Source organism: Psychrobacter cryohalolentis K5, from assembly GCF_000013905.1.
In the GTDB taxonomy this organism is placed as follows: Bacteria; Pseudomonadota; Gammaproteobacteria; order Pseudomonadales; family Moraxellaceae; genus Psychrobacter; species Psychrobacter cryohalolentis.
Genome location: NC_007969.1, coordinates 1482798 through 1505874 on the forward strand (window position 1 = coordinate 1482798; position 23077 = coordinate 1505874).

The 23077-nt window shown below is 42.4% G+C and carries 13 protein-coding genes; 7 read left to right on the forward strand and 6 right to left on the reverse strand.

All coding sequences use genetic code 11. The annotated features are described in order from the left end of the window. Positions 1–141 precede the first annotated feature (141 nt). From PCRYO_RS06275 to PCRYO_RS06285, 3 genes are all read left to right on the forward strand, one after another. Complete coding sequence (locus PCRYO_RS06275) at positions 142–834, forward strand: response regulator transcription factor (RefSeq protein ID WP_011513556.1); 693 nt, start codon at positions 142–144, stop codon at positions 832–834. Then, positions 834–2525 carry a sensor histidine kinase gene (locus PCRYO_RS06280; RefSeq protein WP_011513557.1) on the forward strand — a complete coding sequence of 564 codons (1692 nt, stop codon included), beginning with the start codon at positions 834–836 and terminating at the stop codon, positions 2523–2525. Before PCRYO_RS06275 ends, PCRYO_RS06280 begins: the two co-directional genes overlap by 1 nt. A 312-nt stretch (positions 2526–2837) precedes the next feature. Next, positions 2838–9125, forward strand: coding sequence for a YadA-like family protein (locus tag PCRYO_RS06285; protein WP_011513558.1), 6288 nt, complete (start codon positions 2838–2840; stop codon positions 9123–9125). A 161-nt stretch (positions 9126–9286) separates the two neighbouring features. On the opposite strand, the gene PCRYO_RS06290 is transcribed toward PCRYO_RS06285, so the two are convergent. Continuing rightward, a complete protein-coding gene (locus PCRYO_RS06290; protein WP_011513559.1) occupies positions 9287–10150 on the reverse strand; it encodes a universal stress protein in 864 nt (287 codons plus the stop codon). 615 nt (positions 10151–10765) lie between these two features. On the opposite strand from PCRYO_RS06290, the gene PCRYO_RS06295 reads away from it, so the two are divergent. Further along, positions 10766–12316 carry an acetyl-CoA hydrolase/transferase family protein gene (locus PCRYO_RS06295; RefSeq protein WP_011513560.1) on the forward strand — a complete coding sequence of 517 codons (1551 nt, stop codon included), beginning with the start codon at positions 10766–10768 and terminating at the stop codon, positions 12314–12316. Positions 12317–12421: 105 nt separating this feature from the next. Here the strand turns inward: PCRYO_RS06295 and PCRYO_RS06300 are convergent, their stop codons facing one another. Next, complete coding sequence (locus tag PCRYO_RS06300; protein WP_011513561.1) at positions 12422–13129, reverse strand: hypothetical protein; 708 nt, start codon at positions 13127–13129, stop codon at positions 12422–12424. Between the two features lie 278 nt (positions 13130–13407). On the opposite strand from PCRYO_RS06300, the gene PCRYO_RS06305 reads away from it, so the two are divergent. Further along, positions 13408–14334, forward strand: coding sequence for a bestrophin family protein (locus PCRYO_RS06305; protein ID WP_011513562.1), 927 nt, complete (start codon positions 13408–13410; stop codon positions 14332–14334). Positions 14335–14505: 171 nt separating this feature from the next. Here the strand turns inward: PCRYO_RS06305 and PCRYO_RS06310 are convergent, their stop codons facing one another. From PCRYO_RS06310 to PCRYO_RS06325, 4 genes are all read right to left on the reverse strand, one after another. Then, on the reverse strand, positions 14506–16182 hold the full coding sequence (locus tag PCRYO_RS06310) for a regulator of chromosome condensation (protein ID WP_011513563.1): 1677 nt from the start codon (positions 16180–16182) through the stop codon (positions 14506–14508). A gap of 448 nt (positions 16183–16630) precedes the next feature. Further along, the gene (locus PCRYO_RS06315; protein WP_011513564.1) at positions 16631–17476 is read right to left on the reverse strand and encodes an IclR family transcriptional regulator; all 846 of its coding nucleotides are present in this window, start codon (positions 17474–17476) and stop codon (positions 16631–16633) included. A gap of 197 nt (positions 17477–17673) precedes the next feature. Continuing rightward, positions 17674–18939 (reverse strand): MFS transporter, encoded by a 1266-nt coding sequence (locus tag PCRYO_RS06320; protein WP_011513565.1) that lies wholly within the window; start codon positions 18937–18939, stop codon positions 17674–17676. Positions 18940–19048: 109 nt separating this feature from the next. Beyond that, positions 19049–20203 (reverse strand): acyl-CoA dehydrogenase family protein, encoded by a 1155-nt coding sequence (locus tag PCRYO_RS06325; RefSeq protein WP_011513566.1) that lies wholly within the window; start codon positions 20201–20203, stop codon positions 19049–19051. A gap of 313 nt (positions 20204–20516) precedes the next feature. On the opposite strand from PCRYO_RS06325, the gene PCRYO_RS06330 reads away from it, so the two are divergent. Continuing rightward, positions 20517–21293 carry an enoyl-CoA hydratase gene (locus PCRYO_RS06330; protein ID WP_011513567.1) on the forward strand — a complete coding sequence of 259 codons (777 nt, stop codon included), beginning with the start codon at positions 20517–20519 and terminating at the stop codon, positions 21291–21293. Between the two features lie 127 nt (positions 21294–21420). Then, complete coding sequence (locus tag PCRYO_RS06335) at positions 21421–23022, forward strand: 3-hydroxyacyl-CoA dehydrogenase (protein ID WP_011513568.1); 1602 nt, start codon at positions 21421–21423, stop codon at positions 23020–23022. Positions 23023–23077: the final 55 nt, after the last annotated feature.

Sequence of the window (23077 nt, forward strand, 5' to 3'; positions counted from 1 at the left end):
ATAACCACTATCATACGACAGTCAGAGGTTACGAACATTTATGAAACATTAAGAAAGGTAACGTTTATAGCGCATAGGTAGCGCTTGCTTGATAATATGAGCCATAAAATGGTTGAGAGGTACAATAATAAGGTGATAACAATGTCAAATATTTTATTGGGTGACGATGACGAAGAGTTGACTCAATTACTGCAAGAATATCTGCATAATCACGGTGTTCGTTGTGACTGCGTGCATGATGGAGAAGCGGTCATAGAGCGATTAAAGACGACGATGCAAGATAGTTCGCCTTATGATTTGTTGGTGCTCGATATCATGATGCCAAAAATAGACGGGCTCAGTGTGTTACGTCAGCTGCCTGCTATTAGTGATATCCCTGTCATTATGCTTACCGCAAAAGGGGAGGAGATAGACCGTATCATCGGGCTGGAGCTTGGCGCTGATGATTATATTACCAAGCCTTGTAATCCACGTGAGCTGCTGGCACGCATCAATGCGGTGATTAAGCGCACCAGTATTGCGGTCAGTTTTACCGAGCAATTACCGCTGCCGAGTAGTCGCTTATATCTTGACCAACAGCAAAGGCTTTGCCAGATAGATGGCGTTGAGCTGCAATTAACAGGTACAGAGTTTGATTTATTGCTGGCTTTATTACGACAAAAAGGTGAGGTAGTCAGTAAATCGTGGCTATCACAGCATGTCTTGCAGCGAGAATTACAGCCTTTTGACCGTAGCCTTGATGTCCATGTCTCGCGCCTGCGTAAAAAACTTCAACCTTTCCATGATGAGCCAATCAAGGCAATTCGTGGTAAAGGCTATCAGTTGGTACTCTAATGACAGAAGCTGCCCAAAATCCTACAGCGATAAACAAATCGAAGCTGAGCATACCTGTGTCGCTATTTTGGCGACTCTTTTTGAGTTTGCTATTTATGATTCTGATCACTTCTATCTTATCTATAGCAGTAGAGCGCTGGCTTAATGAGCGAGAGCTTGCTAATCGTATGGATTCTCAAATTGATAAGCTGCTTATTCAGCGTGAGCGGCTGGTCATATCCTTGGAAGCGGGTGACTTATCTACTGTAAAGCAGATTTATAACGAAGATCGAAGACTCATGAGCCAAATCAGGATATACGATGAGCAGGGCGCTATTATATTTCCAAGATATCGGTTTCGAGAAAATCGTGTCAAGCGGCGTCAAGCACGTGACGTGGCAAGTATAAAGGCAATAGACTTGCAGATAGAAGGTGAGCAATCATCTGTACCACTGAATATGCACAATTCTGTGAGTAGCAGTACTGACAATAAAACATCTGATTATCATGAAATTAGTGATAAAGAGCGTGTCGATAAGAACCCTTATAGGGCGTATTCCTTTGATAAGGATGGCGTCAAAAGCGCGCACCCAAATAATAAACCTTTTAGCCTCGATGATATTTTAAAACCAATGCCGTCTCATAAAGCCATTGCTGACATTGATAGCCGACCTGAGTTAGCTGAGGTTACAGTGGTTATGCCAAATAATGACAGCGTTATCATACAGCTGCGTCCGCACCTATTATTTAAAGATGTGTTAGAGCTACAGCGGGGCAATTTTATGCTGCGGCTCTTGCTGATTATACTCTTTAGCGTGTTGGTGTGCTTTTGGCTCAGTCGTACGTTGACTCGGCGTATTGGGCGTGTGCAGGATACCGTACACCGGATGATAGATGGCAACTATGAAGTCAATCCGCAGTTATCAAGTCTGGGTTCTGACGAATTGGGGTTATTAGCAAAAGATGTCGCTTTACTATCAACGCGGCTCGCTGACAGTGAGCTGGCACGCAAGCAGATGTTAAGTGATATCTCGCATGAGCTGCGCTCGCCGCTGGCCCGTCTCGATGTAGCGACTGAGCTGACACGAGATTTTGCGCCCAACGCCAGTCGTTATCTTGACCGTATCGATAAAGAGTCAACGCGGATGAATGAGCTGATTGAGCAAATTATCCGTATTCAATCGTTGCAAATGCAGCAATATACCGTCGACACTCTAGAAAATGAGGCAGTAGACATCTGTGAAATTATCAATGAGATTGGTCAAGATGTCTGTTTTGAGTTTCAGCATAAAAATATATATTGGCAATGGCATGTGAATCCGTCTTTATTGCCAGATTCTTGCACAGTAATGGGCAATCAAGAACAGCTGCATAGTGCCCTTGAAAATATCATCCGTAATGCTTTTATGCATACTGCTTTTGATTCGGCAGTGATGGCTGAGATACAAGCAGTGAAGATGAATAATAAAATGTCAGCTATTGAAATAAGCATCACTGACGAGGGGGGCGGTGTTGCAGAACAGGATCTGGAGCGTATTTTTCAGCCTTTCGTTAGGCTTGATACGGCGCGCCATCGCGAAACGGGCGGTTATGGACTGGGGTTGGCAATCGTCCATGCCGTAGTGATGGCACATAGAGGTCAGATCACTGTCCATAATCGCCAAGATGGTATATTGGGGCTTGTGATAAAAGTAATACTACCTATTAAATAGAAATAACCTCAAATGAGAACGTATTTCATCAACATATATTCACTAATAAGAATATAACCGATGGACGGTAGTAAATTGCCGATGTGTGGTATTGAGACTCTCTGTATATTCGTTAATAATAATATACAGAGAGTTATAATGATTTACAAAATAAGACGCTTTATGTCTCAAATAATCATCTAAGTAATTTTTTAACCCTAACTTCTAATCCTATTGCCTCATAACTGTTTTCTTTTGTTACATCAACTCTCTACAAAATGGATTTTAACTTCGATTTTTTAAATCAGACAAATCTATAAGGGAGTATACATCATGAACCGCATCTATAAGGTAATATGGAATGAAGCCTTAAACTGTTTCACTGCAGTTGGTGAATACGCAAAGGCACGTGGCAAATCTTCCAAATCTAGCGTGAGTGCAAACGCTACCATCAACACGACAGAAAATCTTTCATCTACCAGTGCTTTCAAACTCACGGCTATCGGGCTGGGTTTAATGGCGGCTGGTTTTTGTATACAAGCGAGTGCTATTCCAAATAATGGTAACTCGAGTAATCACAATATCGATTATCCTTTTACTCATACCCATGGTCTTGGTGAACATACTCATACTACTAACAATAGTCATAAGAAAGAAGGTGATAATTCGGATACTTCAATAATTCTAGAATTTGAAGGTGATATTGGTGATCCTATTGCACTCAAACAGGGTGAAACACTTCATATTTTAGGTGGTGAGACTGATGCAAACAATTTATCCAATAATGATAATATCGGTGTTGTCGCAGATGGCGATATCTTAATGATCAAGCTTGCTAAAGATATTGACCTTGACGCTGATGGAAGTGTAACGATGGGGGATACTTTGGTTGATAACTCAGGTATCACGATCACTAATACTGTTCCAGCTAAAATTGTCAGCTTAACCAGTGCTGGTCTTAACAACGGCGGTAATCAAATCACGAACGTCGCTAGTGGGGGTTTACTAACAGATCCCAATAATCAACATAACGCTGCAACCATTGGTGATATTGTAGCCAACCAGATAAAATACGTCAGTATCAACTCAACAGGTGGCACTAATGAAGATAACCTAGGTGCTCAAGGTGCAGACGCAATTGCGATTGGTAAGGGTGCTTCTGCAGTTGGACAGACTACAGTAGCCATAGGTTTGAACTCTGGTTCTGGATCAACTGCAGGTACTCGAGAGGGAGTATCTGTAGGTAATGCTTCAGGTCAAAATGTACTATCATCGGGTAACGTAGGTATAGGTAGAGGTGCAGGCTCAAATATAACATCTATAACTACATCTGCTATAAATCCCTTTCCTGTTATTAAAGGACAAAACGTTGCAATAGGGGCTGATGCTGGTAGAGACATAGCAGGTAATTACAACTCAGCATTGGGTGAGCGATCAGGTCGTGTTGTTGATGGTAATGCAAATACAGCTATCGGGTCTTTTTCAGGTAACAATGTGAAAGGTAGCGCTAACATTGCTATGGGTCCGAATACAGGCGTTATTGTCAGTGGCGACTATAACACAGCGATTGGTAACTTCGCTGGTGCAAATGTCAGAGGTGACCGTAACGTAGCGTTGGGTACTGAAGCTGGTAAAAACGTCAGTGGAATAAGAAACGTTGCGATCGGTAATGAAGCTGGTGCAGGTATTACTAATGATTTAACAGTAGCTATCGGTAATAATGCTGGCAATTTCCAGAACGGACAGATCGGTAAAAACAGCATATCAGTAGGTACTAACTCTTCAGCTCAAGGTCACAGTAGCATGGCGCTTGGACGTGGGTCTGTTTCTGCTGGAATTAATGCTATTGGTATTGGTGTTCAATCTATCGCCTCAGCAACAGGTACTATTGCTGTCGGTGATAGAGCTGAGGCCAGTGGTGAAAATGCTATTGCGATTGGGAAAAATTCGCTAGCTACAGGGTCACAAGCTATTGGTGTAGGATCACGTGCAGGGAATGGTGGTGCAGCATACGGTGATAACGCAGATGCAGGAGGCACCACAATGTCTGCTACTCTTACTGTTATCGAAGGAACTGCTATAGGTAATGGCTCTATAGTTAACGTTAATAATGGTGTAGCTTTAGGATCGAAATCAGTAGCTAACCGTACTGCTACTGGCTTAGGTACAGTGTTTGTCCCAACATCAGCAAGTGGATTAGCTATTGAATCTACTAGAAGTACTGTACTTGGTGCTGTCTCTGTAGGCAATAATGCTGACGGCAACCGTCAGATAGTTAATGTCGCAGCTGGTAGAGATGATAGTGATGCGGTCAATGTATCTCAGCTAAGAGCGTTAGATACTATCGTTGCTGGCATTGATTTCCCTATCCGCTCTAGCAATGCAAAACCATACACCACGTCAGTAACAGGTACTGATGCTCTTGCTGTTGGCTCTAATGCTATAGCAAATGGTGACCGCTCAACTGCTGTTGGAGAGAATGCTAAAGCTATTGGTATTCAGGCTAGTGCCTTTGGTGCAGGTGCAGAAGCAACAGCCCGTAGCAGTTTGGCATCAGGTTTTGAAGCTAAAGCTAAAAGTGGCGAATCAGTTGCTCTAGGTGTCAGGAGTAGTGCGGAAGGTTTAGGTGCCACAGCTGTTGGTCCTACTGCAAACGCTAGAGGCGAAGATAGTGTAGCGCTAGGTCGTCGCTCTAAAGCAGACGGTGCTGGTGCCATGGCTTTAGGTGGTTTCTCTGAAGCCGTAGGTGAAAATGCATCAGCTGTTGGCTTTAATGCTGAAGCTACTAATAAAAATGCAACAGCGATTGGCGTAAATGCAAAAGCCTTAGGTGAGCGTTCAGTGGCTATAGGTGAAGGTGCGCAAGCTACTACTCTTACAGGTACTGCTATCGGTTCACGTACGCGCGCTACTGGAATACAAAGCACCGCAGTTGGTGTTGGTTCTAAAGCAACTAAACAATGGTCAACGGCTATGGGCTTTGTTTCAGAAGCAAATGGCCTCAGTTCTGTTGCTCTAGGTGATCGAAGTATAGTAGGTGGTAAAGAGTCAATAGCGATAGGTAAAGGAAATACAGTGAACGGCGCTAACTCAATCGCTGTGGGTACTGGCCATATTGTTAGTGGTAATAATTCAGGTGCATTTGGTGACCCTAATATCGTTAGTGGTATGGGTAGTTACGCGGTTGGTAATAACAATGCCATCGCGGCTAACAACTCCTTTGTTCTGGGCAATAACGTCACGATCAAAGCCAGTGATAAGAATTCAATCGCTCTTGGCGAGGGTGCAATAATCAATGGTGAAGATAGTATCGCAATTGGTAGAGGCGCAACTGCCGCTGCTAGTACTAGAAACGGTCTAGCAATAGGTGTGAGATCGAATTCTGGTAACCATGCCGTATCCTTGGGTGATGACTCTGCATCAGGTAACTACGCGGTAGCGCTTGGCTCTAAATCCAAAGCGTCTATTGGCGGTACTGCTGTTGGTCAAGCCTCTAGTGCAGTCAGCAATGCTACAGCTTTAGGTCGTGGCGCTATTGCAGGGCAGTCAGGTAACGTGGCGTTAGGAAACGGCTCTATCACTGGATCTCAGCATACCGGCACTTTTGCCATAAACACTATGCCAGTCGCTGGTCTGATTAGTGGTGCTAGAACGGTATCGGTTGGCACTGTCGGTGCTGAACGACAAATCCAAAACGTCGCTCCGGGTGTTGTAAGTGCAACCAGTACTGACGCGATTAATGGCAGTCAGTTATCTGCTACTAACTCAGCTATTGGTGATTTGGGTAGCACGGTTGGTGATGGTTTAAACTTTACTGGCGATGATACAACAACTGTAATCAATCGTCAGCTTGGTGATACCCTTACCATCAAAGGTGGTGAGAGTAATGCGAGTAAGCTTGCGTCTGGTAATAACATTGGTGTGGTCGCTAATGGTAATGATTTAGATATCAAGCTTGCTAAAGACTTGACTGGTCTTAATAGTGTCACGACAGGTAATACTGTCATGAATACAAGTGGCATCAGCTTTACAGGCAGTACCGTAAGCTTAAGCGGGACAGGTTTTACGATCACTAACACTGATCCAACTAAAACTGTCAGCTTAACAAACACTGGGCTTAATAACGGCGGTTTTAAAGTCGTTAATGTAGGTAAAGGTGATGTAAACGCTACTTCAACTGATGCCATCAACGGTAGTCAGTTATTTGGTACCGCACAGTCTATCGCTAATAACTTCGGCGGTGGTTCAGTCGTTAATACTGATGGTACGGTTAGCACTCCAGTCTATCAAATCAATGGTAATAACCAAACTGGCGTTGCAGGCGCTATCGCAGAACTAGATAAAGGCTTTAGCTTAGAGACTAATGGTGCAACAATTAGTACTGTGAAAGCTGGTGACACAGTTGATATCGGTACTGCCGCTGGCGAAACCAACATTGAAGTAGCTAAAACTGGTAACGTCATTGATTTTAAGCTGGCGGACAATATCAAACTTACTAGTGTTACAACTGGTAATAGTGTACTTAACAATAATGGTCTAACCATTGCTGGTGGCCCAAGCTTTACTGCTACTGGCATCAATGCTGGTAATCAGCAGATCACGAGGGTATTAAGTGGTGGTAGTCTTACGGATATAAATAACCAGCTAAATGCCGCAAACATCGGTGACGTGAAAAATGCTATTGGCGGCGTTACTACTTTAGGCTTTGGCATCAAAGCAGCCGATAATAATACCGTCCAAAAAAATCTGGGCGAAGTAGTTGAAATTATTGGCTCTAATAGTAATATTACGACTACAGCTGCCAGTGGCAAAGTTAAAGTTGTCTTAAATAATAACCTTGATTTAAACACTAATGGCAGTGTCAAAATGGGAAATAGTAGCAGCTTGCCACTTGGTCTAGGTCCTGTCACTACTGTTGACCGTTTAGGTATGATAACTGGAAATGCATTCGCTAATACTTCAATAGACCTTACTGGTGTTACGGTAGCAAGTCCTCTTGGCATTACCAATCTAAATAGCACTGGGCTTTATGTTGTTAGTGGCCCAAGCGTCACTAAAGCTGGTATTGACGCTGGTAACAAAAAAGTTATCAATGTTAAAGCAGGTTCAAATCCGTTAGATGCCGTTAATTATAGTCAACTAGAAACTACTAATAATGCAGTGAACCGAGGCTTGGATTTCACTGGTGATAATACTGGCCCCACCTCTGTCATTACACGTAAATCTGGTCAAGTATTGAAAACTACGGGTGGTAATACTAACCTCACTAATTTATCTGATGACAATATTGGTGTTATTGCTGACAATACTACCAACACTTTAACAGTCAAATTAGCTAAAGACTTAACTGGTCTCAATAGTGCAGCCTTTGGCAGTGATGTTATGATCTCATCTAATGGATTAAGAGCAGGGGCTACTATAGTAAATACTAGTGGTGTCAGCTTTAGTGACAGTACAGTAGGCTTAAGTAGCAGCGGCCTCAATAATGGTGGTAAGGTTATTACCAACCTTGCGCGAGGTGCTGAGCTTACTGACGCTGTTAATGTTGAACAGTTAAACGAAGTCAAACAAAGTGCAGCTGATGCTAATAAAGGTTGGAATATTAGCGCCCAAGGAGCAAATACCAGCACAGTGAAACCAAGCGATACAGTCGACTTAAACAATACAGATAACAATATAACCGTCTCTAAAACAGCAGAGAGTAATAATGTTAGCTTTAATTTAAGTAAAGACATCGCTATAGATAGCGTAAAAACGGGTAATACTACGATGGATAATAGTGGTCTAACTATCGCAGGCGGCCCTAAATTTACTAAAACCAGTGTCGATGCTGGTGGTAACAAGATCACCAATGTGGCTAATGGCTTCATTGAGGTAGCGAGTAAAGATGCCGTCAATGGTGGACAGTTATTTGAAGTTTTATCTACCATCAATACACAGACAGCTGCGATAGCTGAGATGGGCTCTGGACTCAACTTCGATGCAGATACTGGTCCTGTTATCAACAAAAAAGCAGGTTCTGCTCCACTTACGTTTAAAGGTGGCAATAATATCACCACGACATCAGCAGGCAGTAGCATCAAGTTTGACTTAAACGGCAACATTAATGTCGACAGCGTGACGACTGGTGATACAACCGTCAGCACAAACGGAGTCGTTATTGCAGGTGGCCCTAGTATCACTAAAACCGGTATATATACTGGTAATGCCGAAACAGCTCCTAGTATGACGGCTGCTGGTATCAATGCTGCTGGCACTAAGATAACCAATGTTGCGGATGGCATGCAACCTAGAGACGCTGTAAACTTCGGTCAATTGGACGCAGTCAATAGAAATCTAGGCAACAGCATCAATGAGCTTGGCTACAGAATTGGCGAAGTCGAAGATGACGCCAATGCCGGTATCTCAGCCGCCATGGCGATGTCTTCATTGCCACAAGCGTACATTATCGGTAAACCGATGATAGGCGGTGGTATCGCGACCTATAATGGTGAAAGTGCTGTCGCGATTGGCTTCTCGAAAATGTCTAATGATGGACGCTGGGTGATGAAGCTAAATGGTACAGCGGACACCCAAGGCAACGTAGGTGCCGCCATCGGTGCAGGTTTCCATTTTGACTAAGCACCTATGTGACTAAACATCTAAGTCAAATAACCATGAAATCTGTTGGATAAACATAAAAAAGCAAGGCACCAGATGCCTTGCTTTTTTAGTGACTATTTATCAAGCTATAAAGAATGTCATTGGTATTTATCAAACGTCTCGACCCGGATTTTCAGCTATTAGCGTACCAAAATCACTGGTGACAGCGTACTGGCGATAATCTCTGTCGTAGTGCTGCCAAGAAATAGATGCTGTAATTTTGAGCTGCCATAAGCACCCACCACAATAATATCGATTGCATGTTCCATTTGAAAAGCTAATAAGCCATTGACCGCATCAAGCTGCTGAAGATGATGGGTCTCTACCAAGAAACCTGCCGATGTCATCTGCGTACATGCATTAGCCAGACTTTTTTTAGCAGATTCATTATCATTGCCGATCATCACGATATGACCTTGCATGCCTTTTAATAAGCTGCTCTCTGACAACATAGTTATGGCTTTAATGGCAGTTTTACTGGCGTCGAAGGCTATCATGTACGAGTGAGGTTCTTTGAATTTTTCTGAGCAAATAAGCACCGGTACGTTTGACGCTCGTGCAACTGTCTCGATTTGGCTGCCGATATTTATGCGACTATGTTTATGGTCTTCACCGCGGCGTCCCATAACGATGGCACGATTATGCGCTTTAAAATGCTCAATAGCAGGCAATAGCTTGCCACGGCGCTGATAAACATAGACATCTACGTCATCAAACTGATTTTTGATATGGCTTTTGGCATCTTGCACCAAGGCGTTACTATAGCTATTGACTACCTTGGCTCTTTGCTCGTCCAGCTGAGACAATTCATCTAGCAAGAATTGACGGCTATTGATGCCAATCGCCCCAGACAAGTCTCTTCTAATAGACGCTGCCACATCGCTGACATGCAACAGTCCTATCGAAATATTGAGTCGCCTTGCATACCATGCTGCATAGTCACAAACAGACTCTGTCACTGCTGAGCCGTCAATACAGGCCAAAACGTGCTGTTGAGTTGTCATCATTCATCCTTAAATGCTTATTTTTTCGCTACCAACTTTATGTCAATCAGCTAATAATGAACTGCTTTCATATCAAATTTAGCACCAGTTTTTATCAGTATAACCTTTAGTTAAAAAATTTTGCCAGTTTCTAAAATATAACATGCGTAGAGTCCTTTTAAAAATATGACACTGATAATCTTACTATAATTTTTTTGGGTCTATAGACAAAAAACCAGAAATATTATCGTTAATGTTTTTCTATTAATCAAAAATACCCCATTCTATATTTCAAAGTATAGTTTTTAAATGCGTTGATACCTATCTAAGAAAAATAAATAATAAGGATTTTTAACCATCATACCTTACGGTAAGCATATCTCTTTGAGATAAAGAAAAATAGATCTGACTGCAATTTAAAGAGAAAAAGAACGTTATATAAACGATATTAAAAAACGAACTAATGTTAGTTTATATGAGACAGATAAAATCTCTACAGGTAAATTTAAGTCATTCAACTTGTTTTTTGCGGGAAAGTTGCTAATATGCAGCAATGCATTTTATTGTTGGTTTCGTATCAAACGCTTCATCGCGAAGTGGTTTGATTTTAATATGGAAGTTACTAGGAAAAAAGGTATGACATCATTAAATCATGAAGGTCGCGTGCTTCACGACGGTCTAAGCAAAAAAATTATGTCTGCTGATCAAGCAGCAGCGTTCATCAAAAACGACATGAATGTCGGTATGAGTGGCTTTACCGGTGCCGGTTACCCAAAAGCGATACCCGCTGCGCTTGCCAAACATATGGAAGCGGCTCATGCTCGCGGTGAAGACTTTCAAATTGGTTTATTGACAGGTGCCTCTACCGCAACCGAATGTGATGGCGTATTGGCAGAAGCGAACGGCATCAAGTGGCGCACGCCATATCAATCAGAGCCTGCTTTACGTAAACAAATCAACGCAGGTGAAGCGCATTATTTCGATATGCATTTATCGCATGTAGCGCAGCAGAGCACCATCGGTTTCTATGGCAAGATGCATATAGCGGTCGTTGAAGTGTCGGGTATTTTGCCAGATGGTCGTTTGATTCCATCGACTTCTATCGGTAACAATAATGCCTGGTTAGAAAATGCAGACAAAATCATCTTAGAAGTGAACGCGCAGCAAAGCTTGATGTTAGAAGGTATGCACGATGTCTATAATGATATCGGTATGCCGCCAAACCGCAAGCCGATTCCACTTGTGACCCCAGGCGGACGCATTGGTGTGCCGTATCTACATTGTGACTTGGATAAAGTGGTTGGCGTTGTCCTAACGAACTCGCCTGATCGCAACAGCAAGTTTGCTGATCCTGATGAGTGTTCAAACAAAATAGCCAGTCATATCATTGATTTCTTCCATGATGAAGTCAAAAAAGGTCGCATGCCAGAAAATTTATTACCGATCCAGTCTGGTGTAGGTAACGTAGCCAATGCCGTATTGGCAGGACTACAAAACAGCCCGTTTGAGAATTTGACCGGCTACACAGAAGTATTGCAAGATGGTATGTTAGACCTAATTATGTCTGGCAAAATGACCATGGCATCTGCCACTGCACTGTCATTAAGCCCAGATGCGCTAGAGCGTTTTAATGCCAATATCGAAGAGCTGCGTGCGCGTATTGTATTGCGTCCACAAGAAATCACCAACCATCCTGAAGTCGCGCGTCGCTTAGGTGTATTGGCCATTAATGCCATGATTGAATGCGACCTTTATGGTAACGTCAACTCAACCCACGTCATGGGAACTAACATGATGAATGGCTTGGGCGGTTCAGGTGATTTCGCCCGTAACGCTTATACGTCATTCTTTGTATCGCCATCAGTGGCAAAAGATGGCGCCATCTCTTGTATTACGCCGATGGTCTCGCATCACGACCATACTGAGCATGATGTGATGGTCATTGTCACCGAACAAGGATTGGCAGATTTGCGTGGTTTATCGCCGCGTCAACGTGCAAAATCAATTATCGATAACTGTGCCCATCCTGACTATCGCCCAATGCTACAAGATTATTTTGATCGTGCTTCAGATACGGCCGGTATGCAAACGCCGCATATCTTGGACGAAGCTTTATCATGGCATCAGCGTTATGTTGAAACGGGTGATATGCGTATCAAAAAATCAGCTTACAAAATTGCCGTTTAATATAATAGATATTATAACAGCATAAATAAATTTCAAAAAAACGCCCCTTATTTAATTTAAGGGGCGTTTTTTTGTGCAACGTTAAGTGATTTATTGACGAATTATTTAGCGGCTGGTAAATACAATCGCTTTCGTACCGTTGTTTGTCGGTTGGCTAATCGTCACTTTACTATCTAAGATATCGCCGCGCGCATTGATTTTATAGCATTCTGATGAGACACCATTGGGATCATTTGCAACGAGTAGATTGGCTGAGGTGTCGACACAAAACCATGCAGTGTTATTGGTGTCTCTGGTCAATGACCAGCCTTGTCTATAGCTACCTATCTTTCTGCGCATACTTCTATCGGCGTATACGTCCTCTGCAATCAATTGACTAGAGGAGCCAACGGTTGCCAGCTTAGGAAGCGTCGTGCTCTGGGTCGCTAGTGAGTATTTGCCTGAGCTATCAGTATAACCATGGAAAACCAATGGATTTAACGTAAAGTAATTGATGGCAACAGATTGATCAGTGATTTGATTATTTACTTTATTAATAGTATTTACTTCGGCAGCTTGTACTTGTTTATTATTGAATACCATACTGCCTTTTGGGGTAATTGTAATATCAGCTGAAGCAGTTTGATTGCCGACGGTCGCTACCAAGCTTTGACTACGAGCTTTGGTGTAAATGTTGAGCATCGCTGCTTCAACAGGATATTGAGTGACGATAGTATTTTGGTTGTTATTGCCAATGGTGCCACCGTTTATCCCGCCAGCACATGCGCTCAAGCTCAGTGCCACTGCGGCGCATAATCCTAATTTTTTCATCATTTATTCCTTATTTTGTTTATATGAGCATATCTATGTCTACTATAATTGAATTTTTGTGCCATGGCATCTGCTATCTACCTTTGTCCTTGCTATCATTACATCACTATAACAACCAATGATTTGTTATACATCTATTGCACAACAAGGTGATAAAAATAGTGGTGTATTTTTACGATAAATACTTATTCACAGTTCAATGATAAGCATCTTTTTGCACCTCATTATGGTGAGTCTGTTATCATTTCGCTCTGCAAAAGTATCAGCGTTAGGAAGTCAATATGATCGTCAAGCAAAACCCAAGCGCCATTAAACTATTCTTTACCTTGCGTGGCTCAATTCTTCCCAAAGTATATCCTCAAATTTTGCTGATTGGTCTTATCAGTGCGCTTATTACCAATATTCAGCACGGCTTTCCAAGCTCTTTTTCTTCTTATAGCGTCGCGCCTTTTACCTTACTTGGGATTGCTTTATCGTTGTTTTTGGGCTTTCGTAATAATGCCAGCTATCAGCGTTGGTGGGAAGCAAGGGGGCTATGGGGACAATTGGTTTATGATGCGCGCAGCCTGTGCCGTCAAGCGCTTTCTTATATCGACGAAGACAAACCAATAGGGCGAGATACTCAGCGCCGTCTGATTCATCTGAGTATTGCTTTTACTCATGCGGTGCGTCATCGATTGCGAAACACCTCGCCTTGGGAGGATATCGAGCGCTTTGTTGATCCGAAATATCATAGCAAAATGCGGCAGGCAAAAAATCTGCCTGATTATCTGATGCGCTTGATGGGTAAGGAGCTTGGATATTGTCGACAGCAGCATTTGCTATCAGAGCAGATGGTACAAAATATGGATGAGCGTCTGAACTCTATGACGGTGGTACTGGCGGCGTGTGAACGTATTCATAATACGCCACTGCCATTTGCTTATACTTTGCTTGTACATCGAACCACTTATCTTTATTGCTTTATGCTGCCGTTTGGTCTGGTATCTTCTCTAGGCTGGGTGACACCCTTAATCTGCAGCGTGATTGCCTATACTTTTTTTGGACTTGATGCGCTAAGTGAAGAGTTAGAATCACCATTTGGCTTGGCGGACAATCAGCTGCCATTAACGGCTTTATCGCGCACGATTGAAATCAACTTGTTAGAGGCCTTAGGTGAAACTGACTTGCCAGCTGATATCAGCCCTATAAAGGGCTACTTACCATAAATAATGGGTAAGATAATAAAAGACCGCTCGATTGGAGCGGTCTTTCTATGTTTGTATGTCACTTTGATTGCTTATTAGCCTTAAATACCTTTTAAAAAGCTCAGTAAGATCCCTTTTTACGTACTAGGTCCTTGTGTATCGCTTTTATGAGCGCCGCTCAATAATCACTGCTTATAGCTGGCTAGGAATTTTTACAGGGATAGGGTAGTTATACATCCAAGTATGTGAGGTGTTTTCATTGCCTAATGAACCCTCAAAGCTCCAGCCCCACGTAAACAGATTGCCGTTCTTAAAAGGTATGCCATTGTTTTGATTGCGTGGTTTTTCATGTGCAATCAGATGCATTGTACCCATCGCCATATTATCGATGTTTTTTAAGCTGGTCAGCTTGTTTGTTGGTTCATCTAAGTTTTCATAACTTGTTTTGCCTTTGCCGTCTGTTTCACCAAACATGCCCCAAGCATAAAGGATGCCATCTGACGCTTGGGTGTTACTGTTATTTGCTGCAACATTGTCCAACAATACATAGCTGGCATTGCCATTGGCGTAGACACGGCGAACCTCTTTACCTGCAAACCAAGGCAATTTGGTTGGCGCAGTTATGGTGCTTGCCCATGCTTTTGCGGTATTTTTAAAGCCAATTCCGTTGTAGCCTATTTGGCTGCTAGCATTTAGCCCCCAACCATAGACAGAGTCTTTGTTGGTCAGTGCTAAAACATGATCTTTACCAGCAGCAAGCTGAGTGACTATTTCTTTTTCTACCCCTTGAGCAGTACTATCAGCCAAATCATGTGCAATGACGTTGATACGTAACGGTTTATTAGTAACATTGATGCAATTGTTGGCTTTATCACATGCTTGACCGCGCCCAAGATTGGCGCTCCCGTCGCTGCCCCAACCCCATACCTGACCTTTATCATCTAAGGCATATGAGCTACTGCTACTGGCTACGACTTGTATGATATGACCGACGCCCTCTGACGCCGAAAAGTCAACTTTGACTGGTATGCTGCTGTCTATAGCGGTGTTATTACCGAGCTGCCCTTGAGCATTAGCGCCAAATGCCCAAACGCTGCCGTCTTTGGTCAACACCAAATTATGATTATAACCAGCCGCTAACATAACCGCATTATCAATACCGGCAATCGCGCTGATATCAAGACGACAATCAGCGGATTTAACACAAGAATGACGATTTGACTGACCACGTCCTAATTGTCCATAAGCATCATTACCCCAGCTATAAACTTGACCTTTATCGTCGATAGCAAGTGAGTGGTTTTGATTAAATTTAATAGATACTAGGTTTTTTGCGGCATTATTCATGAGTGTCGGTAACTCTGGATGTCCCATAGTGTCAGTGAATGTCGAGGTATATGCGGTGCCTGTTTGCCCATAGTTATTACGCCCCCAACCATAGAGCTGCCCATCATGAAGGGCTGCGGTATGTGAGCCACCAGCTGCCACCGTATCACCCAGATACATATTTTTGGTTGAGCGCATGATGTTACCTGCATTGTCAGTGGCGGCTAAGGCAATGCTGTTTTCGCCTAAATCTAACAAGATGCGATCGTTAAAATAACCATTTTTGTCAATAGTTAGTGATTGAGGTGCTCTACCGTTCAATGTATAAGTCACAGACTTTATGCCACCGCTATCTTGCACTTGACCTGAGACAAATACGGCCGCAACTGCGCTATAACCACTCGAAAAGTTGCTATCCGTTGTCAAAAGTGGCGGTGTCCCATCAATGATTTCTGTACTGACATCAGAATCATCGCCGCAAGCAGTCAACATCAAAGTAGCGGTAATCAAAGCGACTGCTTGGGTCAGAGTGGATAAACGCATAAATGTCTCAATCAGTGATCAATAAAAATAAAAGGGGTAGCGGTGCCAATCCTAAGATAGGGGCACTTAGTAAAGTGACTGTAATAATTTAAGCGAATAATATTACAAACGATAACTATTATCAATATGTAAATTAGAATGGCAGTATATTAGATATGCTATGTTACGGATCAGAGCAGCAAATATGATAATGGCGGCGTACAGATGAGGTGCTGCCTATAGGGATTTGCCATCAGTATTTTTATAGGGCTGTAGCGAAGAGAGCTTTAATAAGACTTTATGATATGGTGGTAAAGATAGCGACTAGGCGACTATCTGGAAGTATGGTAAAAGCGCGGATCATGCCACTGCATTATATGTATGTTTCCATGATACTGAGTTCATAATAAAATCGCATACTCACTTATAGTGTTAATAATTATGCGATCTCTATAATTAATGACATGATCTAGCTAATGTAAAGATTGCTCTCAATACTATTTTTCATATGCAGTAAACGAGGGGCAACATCTTCCTCTAGTTTTGTACGGCTCAAAACGAAATTTGGCGCGCCACAATTAAAAGTCAGTAAACCCTCAGTAGGGTGCATTAAAGCAGTGGCAACCGCATTGACATCTTTTTGCCATTCGCTAATTGAAAAGCAATAGCCATAATCTTCATAATCTTTAAAAGCTTTATCTAGTCCTCTTCTAATCTTTATCCAATCCTCTTTGTACTTAGTGCGAATGGCATCAAGGATAAATTCTTGCTCAGCCTGCGGCATACTTGCTAGACAGGCTCTGCCCATCGAACTTAAGTGAATAGGTAAGTATGAGCCGACATTACGGCGCATAGTCGTAGTGCCATCACCTTGCACCACATTCAAATATACCATCGTTAGTCGATCGCGAGTGGCCATGGCAACCGCACTATTTGCATACTCTGCTAACTCTTCCATGTATGGCGTTACTAGATTGTTGATAGAGATGTTCGCCATCATCGTATAGCCAAAACCCAATACACCGGCAGACAATTGATATTTACTACTATTTATTGATTGCTTTAAATAGCCGAGCTTAACTAAAGTATAAGTAAGACGCGTAATCGTGCCTTTAGGCAGTCCTGTTAATTGACTTAAGTCTTGATTACCAAGATAAGGACGCTGCGGGGTAAAACAACGAAGTAGCTCTAGCCCTCGCGCCAACGCGGTGACGAACTGCCGATCATTCTTGTCGCGCATCTCTGCAATCGGCTCTAGCAGTTCGATATGTGTTGTGTTAGCCGAGCCTTCGGTAATAAGGTTTTTAGTTGTCATATATTATTTTTATTCTCAATTAAGTTAATACAAATGTAATGGTCAACATACTGCTTATCGTATTTTATTATCAGAATAAATTACTTTGAGCTAATAATAGTATGCACCTTTAACCATACTATCTTAAAGGTGCATTTAAAATACTTAGCACAGCTATTATAAGCTATTTCGCTATGCGGTTTATATATTGAATAATATTATGCTTTTTGTGGGTCATACTGCTGTTCTTTAATAAACAACGTCGGAATAAGACCACATAAGAAGTACGCACCTGCCATCAGCAATAAACCTGCACCGATAGAATTTTGCATCGCCATATAACCAATAGCGACGGGTGCAATGACTGAGCCCAGTCGTCCGATATTGAATGCACCACCGATAGCAGTACCTCGAATAGCAGTTGGAAAGCTTTCGGTCAAATAGGTGGCGTTAATTGCATAAGGAATACCATATAAGAAGCCAAAGGTTATCATTAACCAACCGATGTTTTCTGGCGTATGCATGTAGACCAATACTGGTATAAATAGTGCCGTACCCATCGTACCGAAAGCAAATACTATCTTGCGACCTATCTTATCAGCCACGATACCTGCGACTAATTTGGCAAACATCATAGTCAGATAAGTACCTGCCATATAGATAGCCATCTCTTTAAACTTGATACCTAATTCAGTTTCTAGATAAGACGGTAACCAGTTGCTTACGCCAAAATAACCAAATAATAAAAGCCCTGAACTCATAGACCATAAAATAAACATGATGCGATGCTTTGGATTCTCAAATATGGCTTTGTAAGGGTTTTCAGGTTTTTGAAGTGAGTTCTTTGCGCCACTAAGTTTAAGGGCACGTGACTCTTTCCAAGACTGCGGCTCAGACACTAGAAAATACATCAATACTGCAAGAATAATAGGTATAAAGGTTAAGAGGTATAGGGTGCGCCAACCATAGCTAGGAATAATCCAAGCAGACAGGCTCGTAATAACGAGAGAGCCTAAAGTAAACCCTGTCATCAACATCGCAAGTACCGTCGTTCGATGTTTAGTAGGGACCATCTCAGACATCAACGTATTGGTCGCAATGTATAAGCTACCAAGACCCAAACATGCGGTGAATCGTAATGCTACAAAATGTTCGTAGCTCTGCGCAAACCCACTAAAACCTGATAATACAGAGAAGAGTGCGGTCGCAATCACGATAACCCGTACCCGTCCAAAACGATCACAGGCCCAGCCGCCAAAGAACCCACCGATTGCCATGCCAAATAATGACCAACTGCCCAAAGCACCTGCTTGTACATTAGTCAATCCAAATTCTTGTTTTAAACTTGAAAGCGTAAAGGCAAGAATACCGATATCAGCCCCATCACATAACAAGACTAAAAAACAAAATACAAAGGCCAGTTTCCAAGGTTGCTTCTGAGCAGAATTTAAGCTTGGATTCGAAGTTATAGCCGCACTTTTCACAATACATATCCTTATCGTTGTGAGAATAAAAAACTATTTTGATAGTGTCTTTATGACGGTATTCACGTCCTAGCAAATACCGGTATCGCCTAGCTCATCAAACAAACTACTATTCACTTACTTCTTTAATCATATTACGGGCGATGATAATCTGCTGAATCTGAGTCGTACCTTCATATAAACGATATAAGCGCACATCACGATAAAAACGCTCAATGCCATAATCGGCAATATAACCCGCACCGCCATGAATTTGCACAGCTCTATCAGCAACGCGGCCACACATTTCAGTAGCAAACATCTTGGCACAGGAGGACTCAGTGACGACATCTTTACCTTCATCACGCAGGCGTGAGGCGTCTAATACCATAGATTTAGCCGCATAAATTTCCGCTTTTGAATCAGCGAGCATCGCTTGAATAAGTTGGAAGTTGGCAATCGGTTGCCCAAACTGCTTACGTTCAACGGCATAATGTAATGCATCATCCAACATACGAGTAGCGGCTCCGGTACTCGCTGCAGCAATATGTAGGCGCCCTTTATCAAGTACTTTCATCGCGGTTTTGAAACCTACACCTTCGACACCACCAATCAAAGCATCAGCAGGCACGATACAATTATCAAAGATAACATCACAGGTATGAGCGCCTTTTTGTCCCATTTTTTTGTCAATTTTACCCAAAGTAATACCAGGGGTATCGCTCTCAACGATAAAGGCTGAAATGCCACCCGATCTTTTATTTTGTGGGTCAGTACGTGCCATTACGGTAAATACGCCGGCTTCAGGGGCGTTGGTAATATAGCGCTTAGTACCGTTGATAATATAGGTATCACCGTCCTTGATAGCAGTGGTCTTTAATGAAGCGGCATCTGAGCCAGAATCCGGCTCGGTCAAACAAAATGAGCCGATGATTTCACCACTGGCGAGCCTTGGTAGATATTTCTGTTTTTGCGCTTCAGTACCATCAATGACTAGTCCAGATGAGCCGATACCGTTATTTGTCCCTATCAATGAGCGAAAAGCAGGAGAGGTGCGTCCTAATTCAAATGCCAGTGTGACCTCTTCTTCCATCGTAACGCCAAGCCCGCCATACTCTTCGGGAATAGTCAGTCCAAACAGCCCTAACTCGCGCATTTGATTGATGATATCGTCTGGAAGACGGTCGTTTTCTGCTACCCAGTGTTCCATCGGTATTAATTGGTTATTCACAAATTGGCGGATAGTGTCGGTGATTTGGTTAAGAACGTCCTTATCTCTGATCATGTGATTCTTCCTTGTTTAATTGATATTCAAATTGAGAGCGGCTTCATAATGGCCTTGAACAAACAGCATAATTGATAGTTTATGAAATTACAATAGTTTTGGTTTAAATAACCGCAATGCGGTATTTATTAAAAAATTAAAGTTTAAATGATTGGTTTATTTCTCAATTTAACTGATATTTACCCTTCACAAAGGAAAATAAACAGTATATATTGGTCTTAAATATCGCTATGCGGTATTAATTATCATAATTACTGGTGTTTTTTAAGGGTTGATGTACTTTACCTAAGGACACTGTTTAAGGGACAGCATCATGGAAGAGCCAATCATTATTTGTGAAACATTAGAAAATGGCGTTAGTGTGATAAGACTTAATCGTCCTAAAGTTCGCAATGCTTTAAATACTGAACTACGCGAACAAATGGCAGAGATTTTCATCAAATTAAACGATGACGTGAATACCAAAGCTATTGTGCTGACAGGTGGTGATAAGGTGTTCGCGGCCGGTGCTGATATCAATGATTTTTTAACCGCGAAAACAGTCGATGTGTACTTGCGTCATAGCGAACGCTATTGGGATGCCATCACCAATTGTCGTAAGCCGATTATCGCAGCGGTCAATGGCTATGCGCTTGGCGGCGGCTGTGAGCTTGCTATGCATGCCGACATCATCGTCGCTGGCAAGTCTGCTAAGTTTGGCCAACCAGAAATAAAAATAGGGTTGATGCCAGGAGCAGGGGGTACGCAGCGGCTATTTCGAGTAATTGGCAAACATAAAGCCATGAAGCTGATATTAACGGGCGACATGATAAGTGCTGATGAAGCAGATCAAATGGGGCTAGTCTCTGAAGTAGTCGAAGATGAAGCGACTATCAAACGTGCTATCGAGATTGCGGAGCAACTAGCGGGTTACTCGCCTATTGCCTTAACCCAAATCAAAGAAGTTGCTAATTTAGGGATAGATATGCCGCTACAAGCCGCCTTGGCTTTAGAGCGTAAAGCCTTTCAGATTTTGTTTGATACTGAAGACCAAAAAGAAGGGGCAAAAGCCTTCTTAGAAAAGCGTGATGCGAACTATAAAGGTCAGTAGCTTGTCAAAGCATAGACTTTTCGAAACATAGACTTTTCAAAGCATAGAAAGAAACAGCACATATACTTTGAAAACGAGACTCTTCAATAAGAGCATATAAATTAACAAGACCATATAAAGGATTATTATGACTGTTAAATCATTGGCCATTATTGGCACCGGTATTATGGGTATGGGTATTGCCCAAATCGCCGCCCAAGTAGGCATTCAAGTGCTGTTATTTGATGCCAAAGCAGGCGCTGCTGAGCAAGGACGCCAATCGCTTCAAGCTATGTTAGAGAAGCTAGCCGCCAAAGGTAAATTCACCGATGAGCAGCTGCAATCTACTTTGAAAAATCTGATCGTGATTGAAGATATAGCCAAAATTGCCGAGGCTGATGTCGTTATTGAAGCAATTATTGAAAATTTAGAAATAAAACAACAGCTTTTTAAACAGTTAGAAAGCATTGTTCCTGCCGAGACGATTTTGGCAACCAATACCTCCTCGCTAGCGGTGACCGCGATTGCTTCTAATTGCGAGCACCCAGAGCGTGTGGCAGGATTTCACTTTTTTAATCCAGTACCCTTAATGAAAATCGTTGAAGTTATTCCGGGTATCTCTACCAAATCTTCAGTGGTTGAGACGCTGACGTCTTTAGCCAAACGCATGGGACATTTAGGGGTGGTGGCAAAAGATACCCCAGGATTTATCGTCAATCATGGCGGTAGAGCTTACGGTACAGAAGCGTTGAAAATATTAGGCGAGGGAGTTGCAAGTTTCGAGGACATCGACCATATTTTACGTGACGGCGCTGGCTTTCGCATGGGGCCATTCGAGCTGCTTGATCTTACGGGTATCGATGTCTCTCATCCAGTTATGGAGTCGATTTATAATCAATATTACTTTGAGCCTCGCTATCGTCCGCATCCCTTGACCCGTCAAATGCTAACGGGTAACAAGCTTGGGCGTAAAGTTGGTGAAGGCTTTTATCACTACACAGAAAATAAAAAACAAGACGGTCAAAAAGTGTCAGCAGATACGTCTGAACAATCATTGTTTGAATCATTAGTTCTTAAAACAGGGTCTGATACCTCAAATATCTCAGTTTGGATTGGCGCAGATTTAGCAGAAGATAGACAACAGCTGATTGATCATCTAAACGCTAATGGTATTACTATCGACGATAATGATAAGCCAAACCCTGATAGTTTAGTATTACTGGCAATCTATGGCGAGGATACAACCAATGCGGCTATCCGCTATCAAGTCAATCCTAACCAAGCAGTCGCTATTGATATGCTGACTGACTTATCTAAGCATCGCACCTTGATGCCAAGTATTGTCACCCAAGATAACTTTATTGCACAAGCTTATGCTTTATTTGGTAAAAATAATAAGTTCGGTAAAAGCTCGGATGAAGGTTCAAATGCTGCTGTTGATGCCACGTTAATTACTGAAAGCACTGGGTTTGTGGCGCAGCGAGTCGTGGCTATGGTGATTAATTTAGGCTGTGATATTGCGATGCAAGGCATTGCGTCTCCTGAAGATATCGATAATGCCGTCAAGCTTGGATTAGGGTATCCATATGGCCCTATTTCATGGGGAGACGAGCTTGGGGCTCAGAGAATCTTACTTATCTTAGAGCGTATTTATGGGTTAACAGGTGATCCGCGTTATCGCCCAAGCCCGTGGTTACAACGCCGCGCCACGCTAGGTATTTCACTATTTACTCAGCAAACTAATCATTAATATTAATACCAACAACCTAGCAATCTTGCTAAACCATATATTTTAATAAGACAAA

What these genes read in the sequence shown, in the direction of transcription:
- PCRYO_RS06275 (WP_011513556.1), top strand. Translation starts at nt 142, where the DNA reads ATGTCAAATATTTTATTGGGTGACGATGACGAAGAGTTGACTCAATTA.
- PCRYO_RS06280 (WP_011513557.1), top strand. Translation starts at nt 834, where the DNA reads ATGACAGAAGCTGCCCAAAATCCTACAGCGATAAACAAATCGAAGCTG.
- PCRYO_RS06285 (WP_011513558.1), top strand. Translation starts at nt 2,838, where the DNA reads ATGAACCGCATCTATAAGGTAATATGGAATGAAGCCTTAAACTGTTTC.
- PCRYO_RS06290 (WP_011513559.1), bottom strand. Translation starts at nt 10,150, where the DNA reads ATGACAACTCAACAGCACGTTTTGGCCTGTATTGACGGCTCAGCAGTG.
- PCRYO_RS06295 (WP_011513560.1), top strand. Translation starts at nt 10,766, where the DNA reads ATGACATCATTAAATCATGAAGGTCGCGTGCTTCACGACGGTCTAAGC.
- PCRYO_RS06300 (WP_011513561.1), bottom strand. Translation starts at nt 13,129, where the DNA reads ATGATGAAAAAATTAGGATTATGCGCCGCAGTGGCACTGAGCTTGAGC.
- PCRYO_RS06305 (WP_011513562.1), top strand. Translation starts at nt 13,408, where the DNA reads ATGATCGTCAAGCAAAACCCAAGCGCCATTAAACTATTCTTTACCTTG.
- PCRYO_RS06310 (WP_011513563.1), bottom strand. Translation starts at nt 16,182, where the DNA reads ATGCGTTTATCCACTCTGACCCAAGCAGTCGCTTTGATTACCGCTACT.
- PCRYO_RS06315 (WP_011513564.1), bottom strand. Translation starts at nt 17,476, where the DNA reads ATGACAACTAAAAACCTTATTACCGAAGGCTCGGCTAACACAACACAT.
- PCRYO_RS06325 (WP_011513566.1), bottom strand. Translation starts at nt 20,203, where the DNA reads ATGATCAGAGATAAGGACGTTCTTAACCAAATCACCGACACTATCCGC.
- PCRYO_RS06330 (WP_011513567.1), top strand. Translation starts at nt 20,517, where the DNA reads ATGGAAGAGCCAATCATTATTTGTGAAACATTAGAAAATGGCGTTAGT.
- PCRYO_RS06335 (WP_011513568.1), top strand. Translation starts at nt 21,421, where the DNA reads ATGACTGTTAAATCATTGGCCATTATTGGCACCGGTATTATGGGTATG.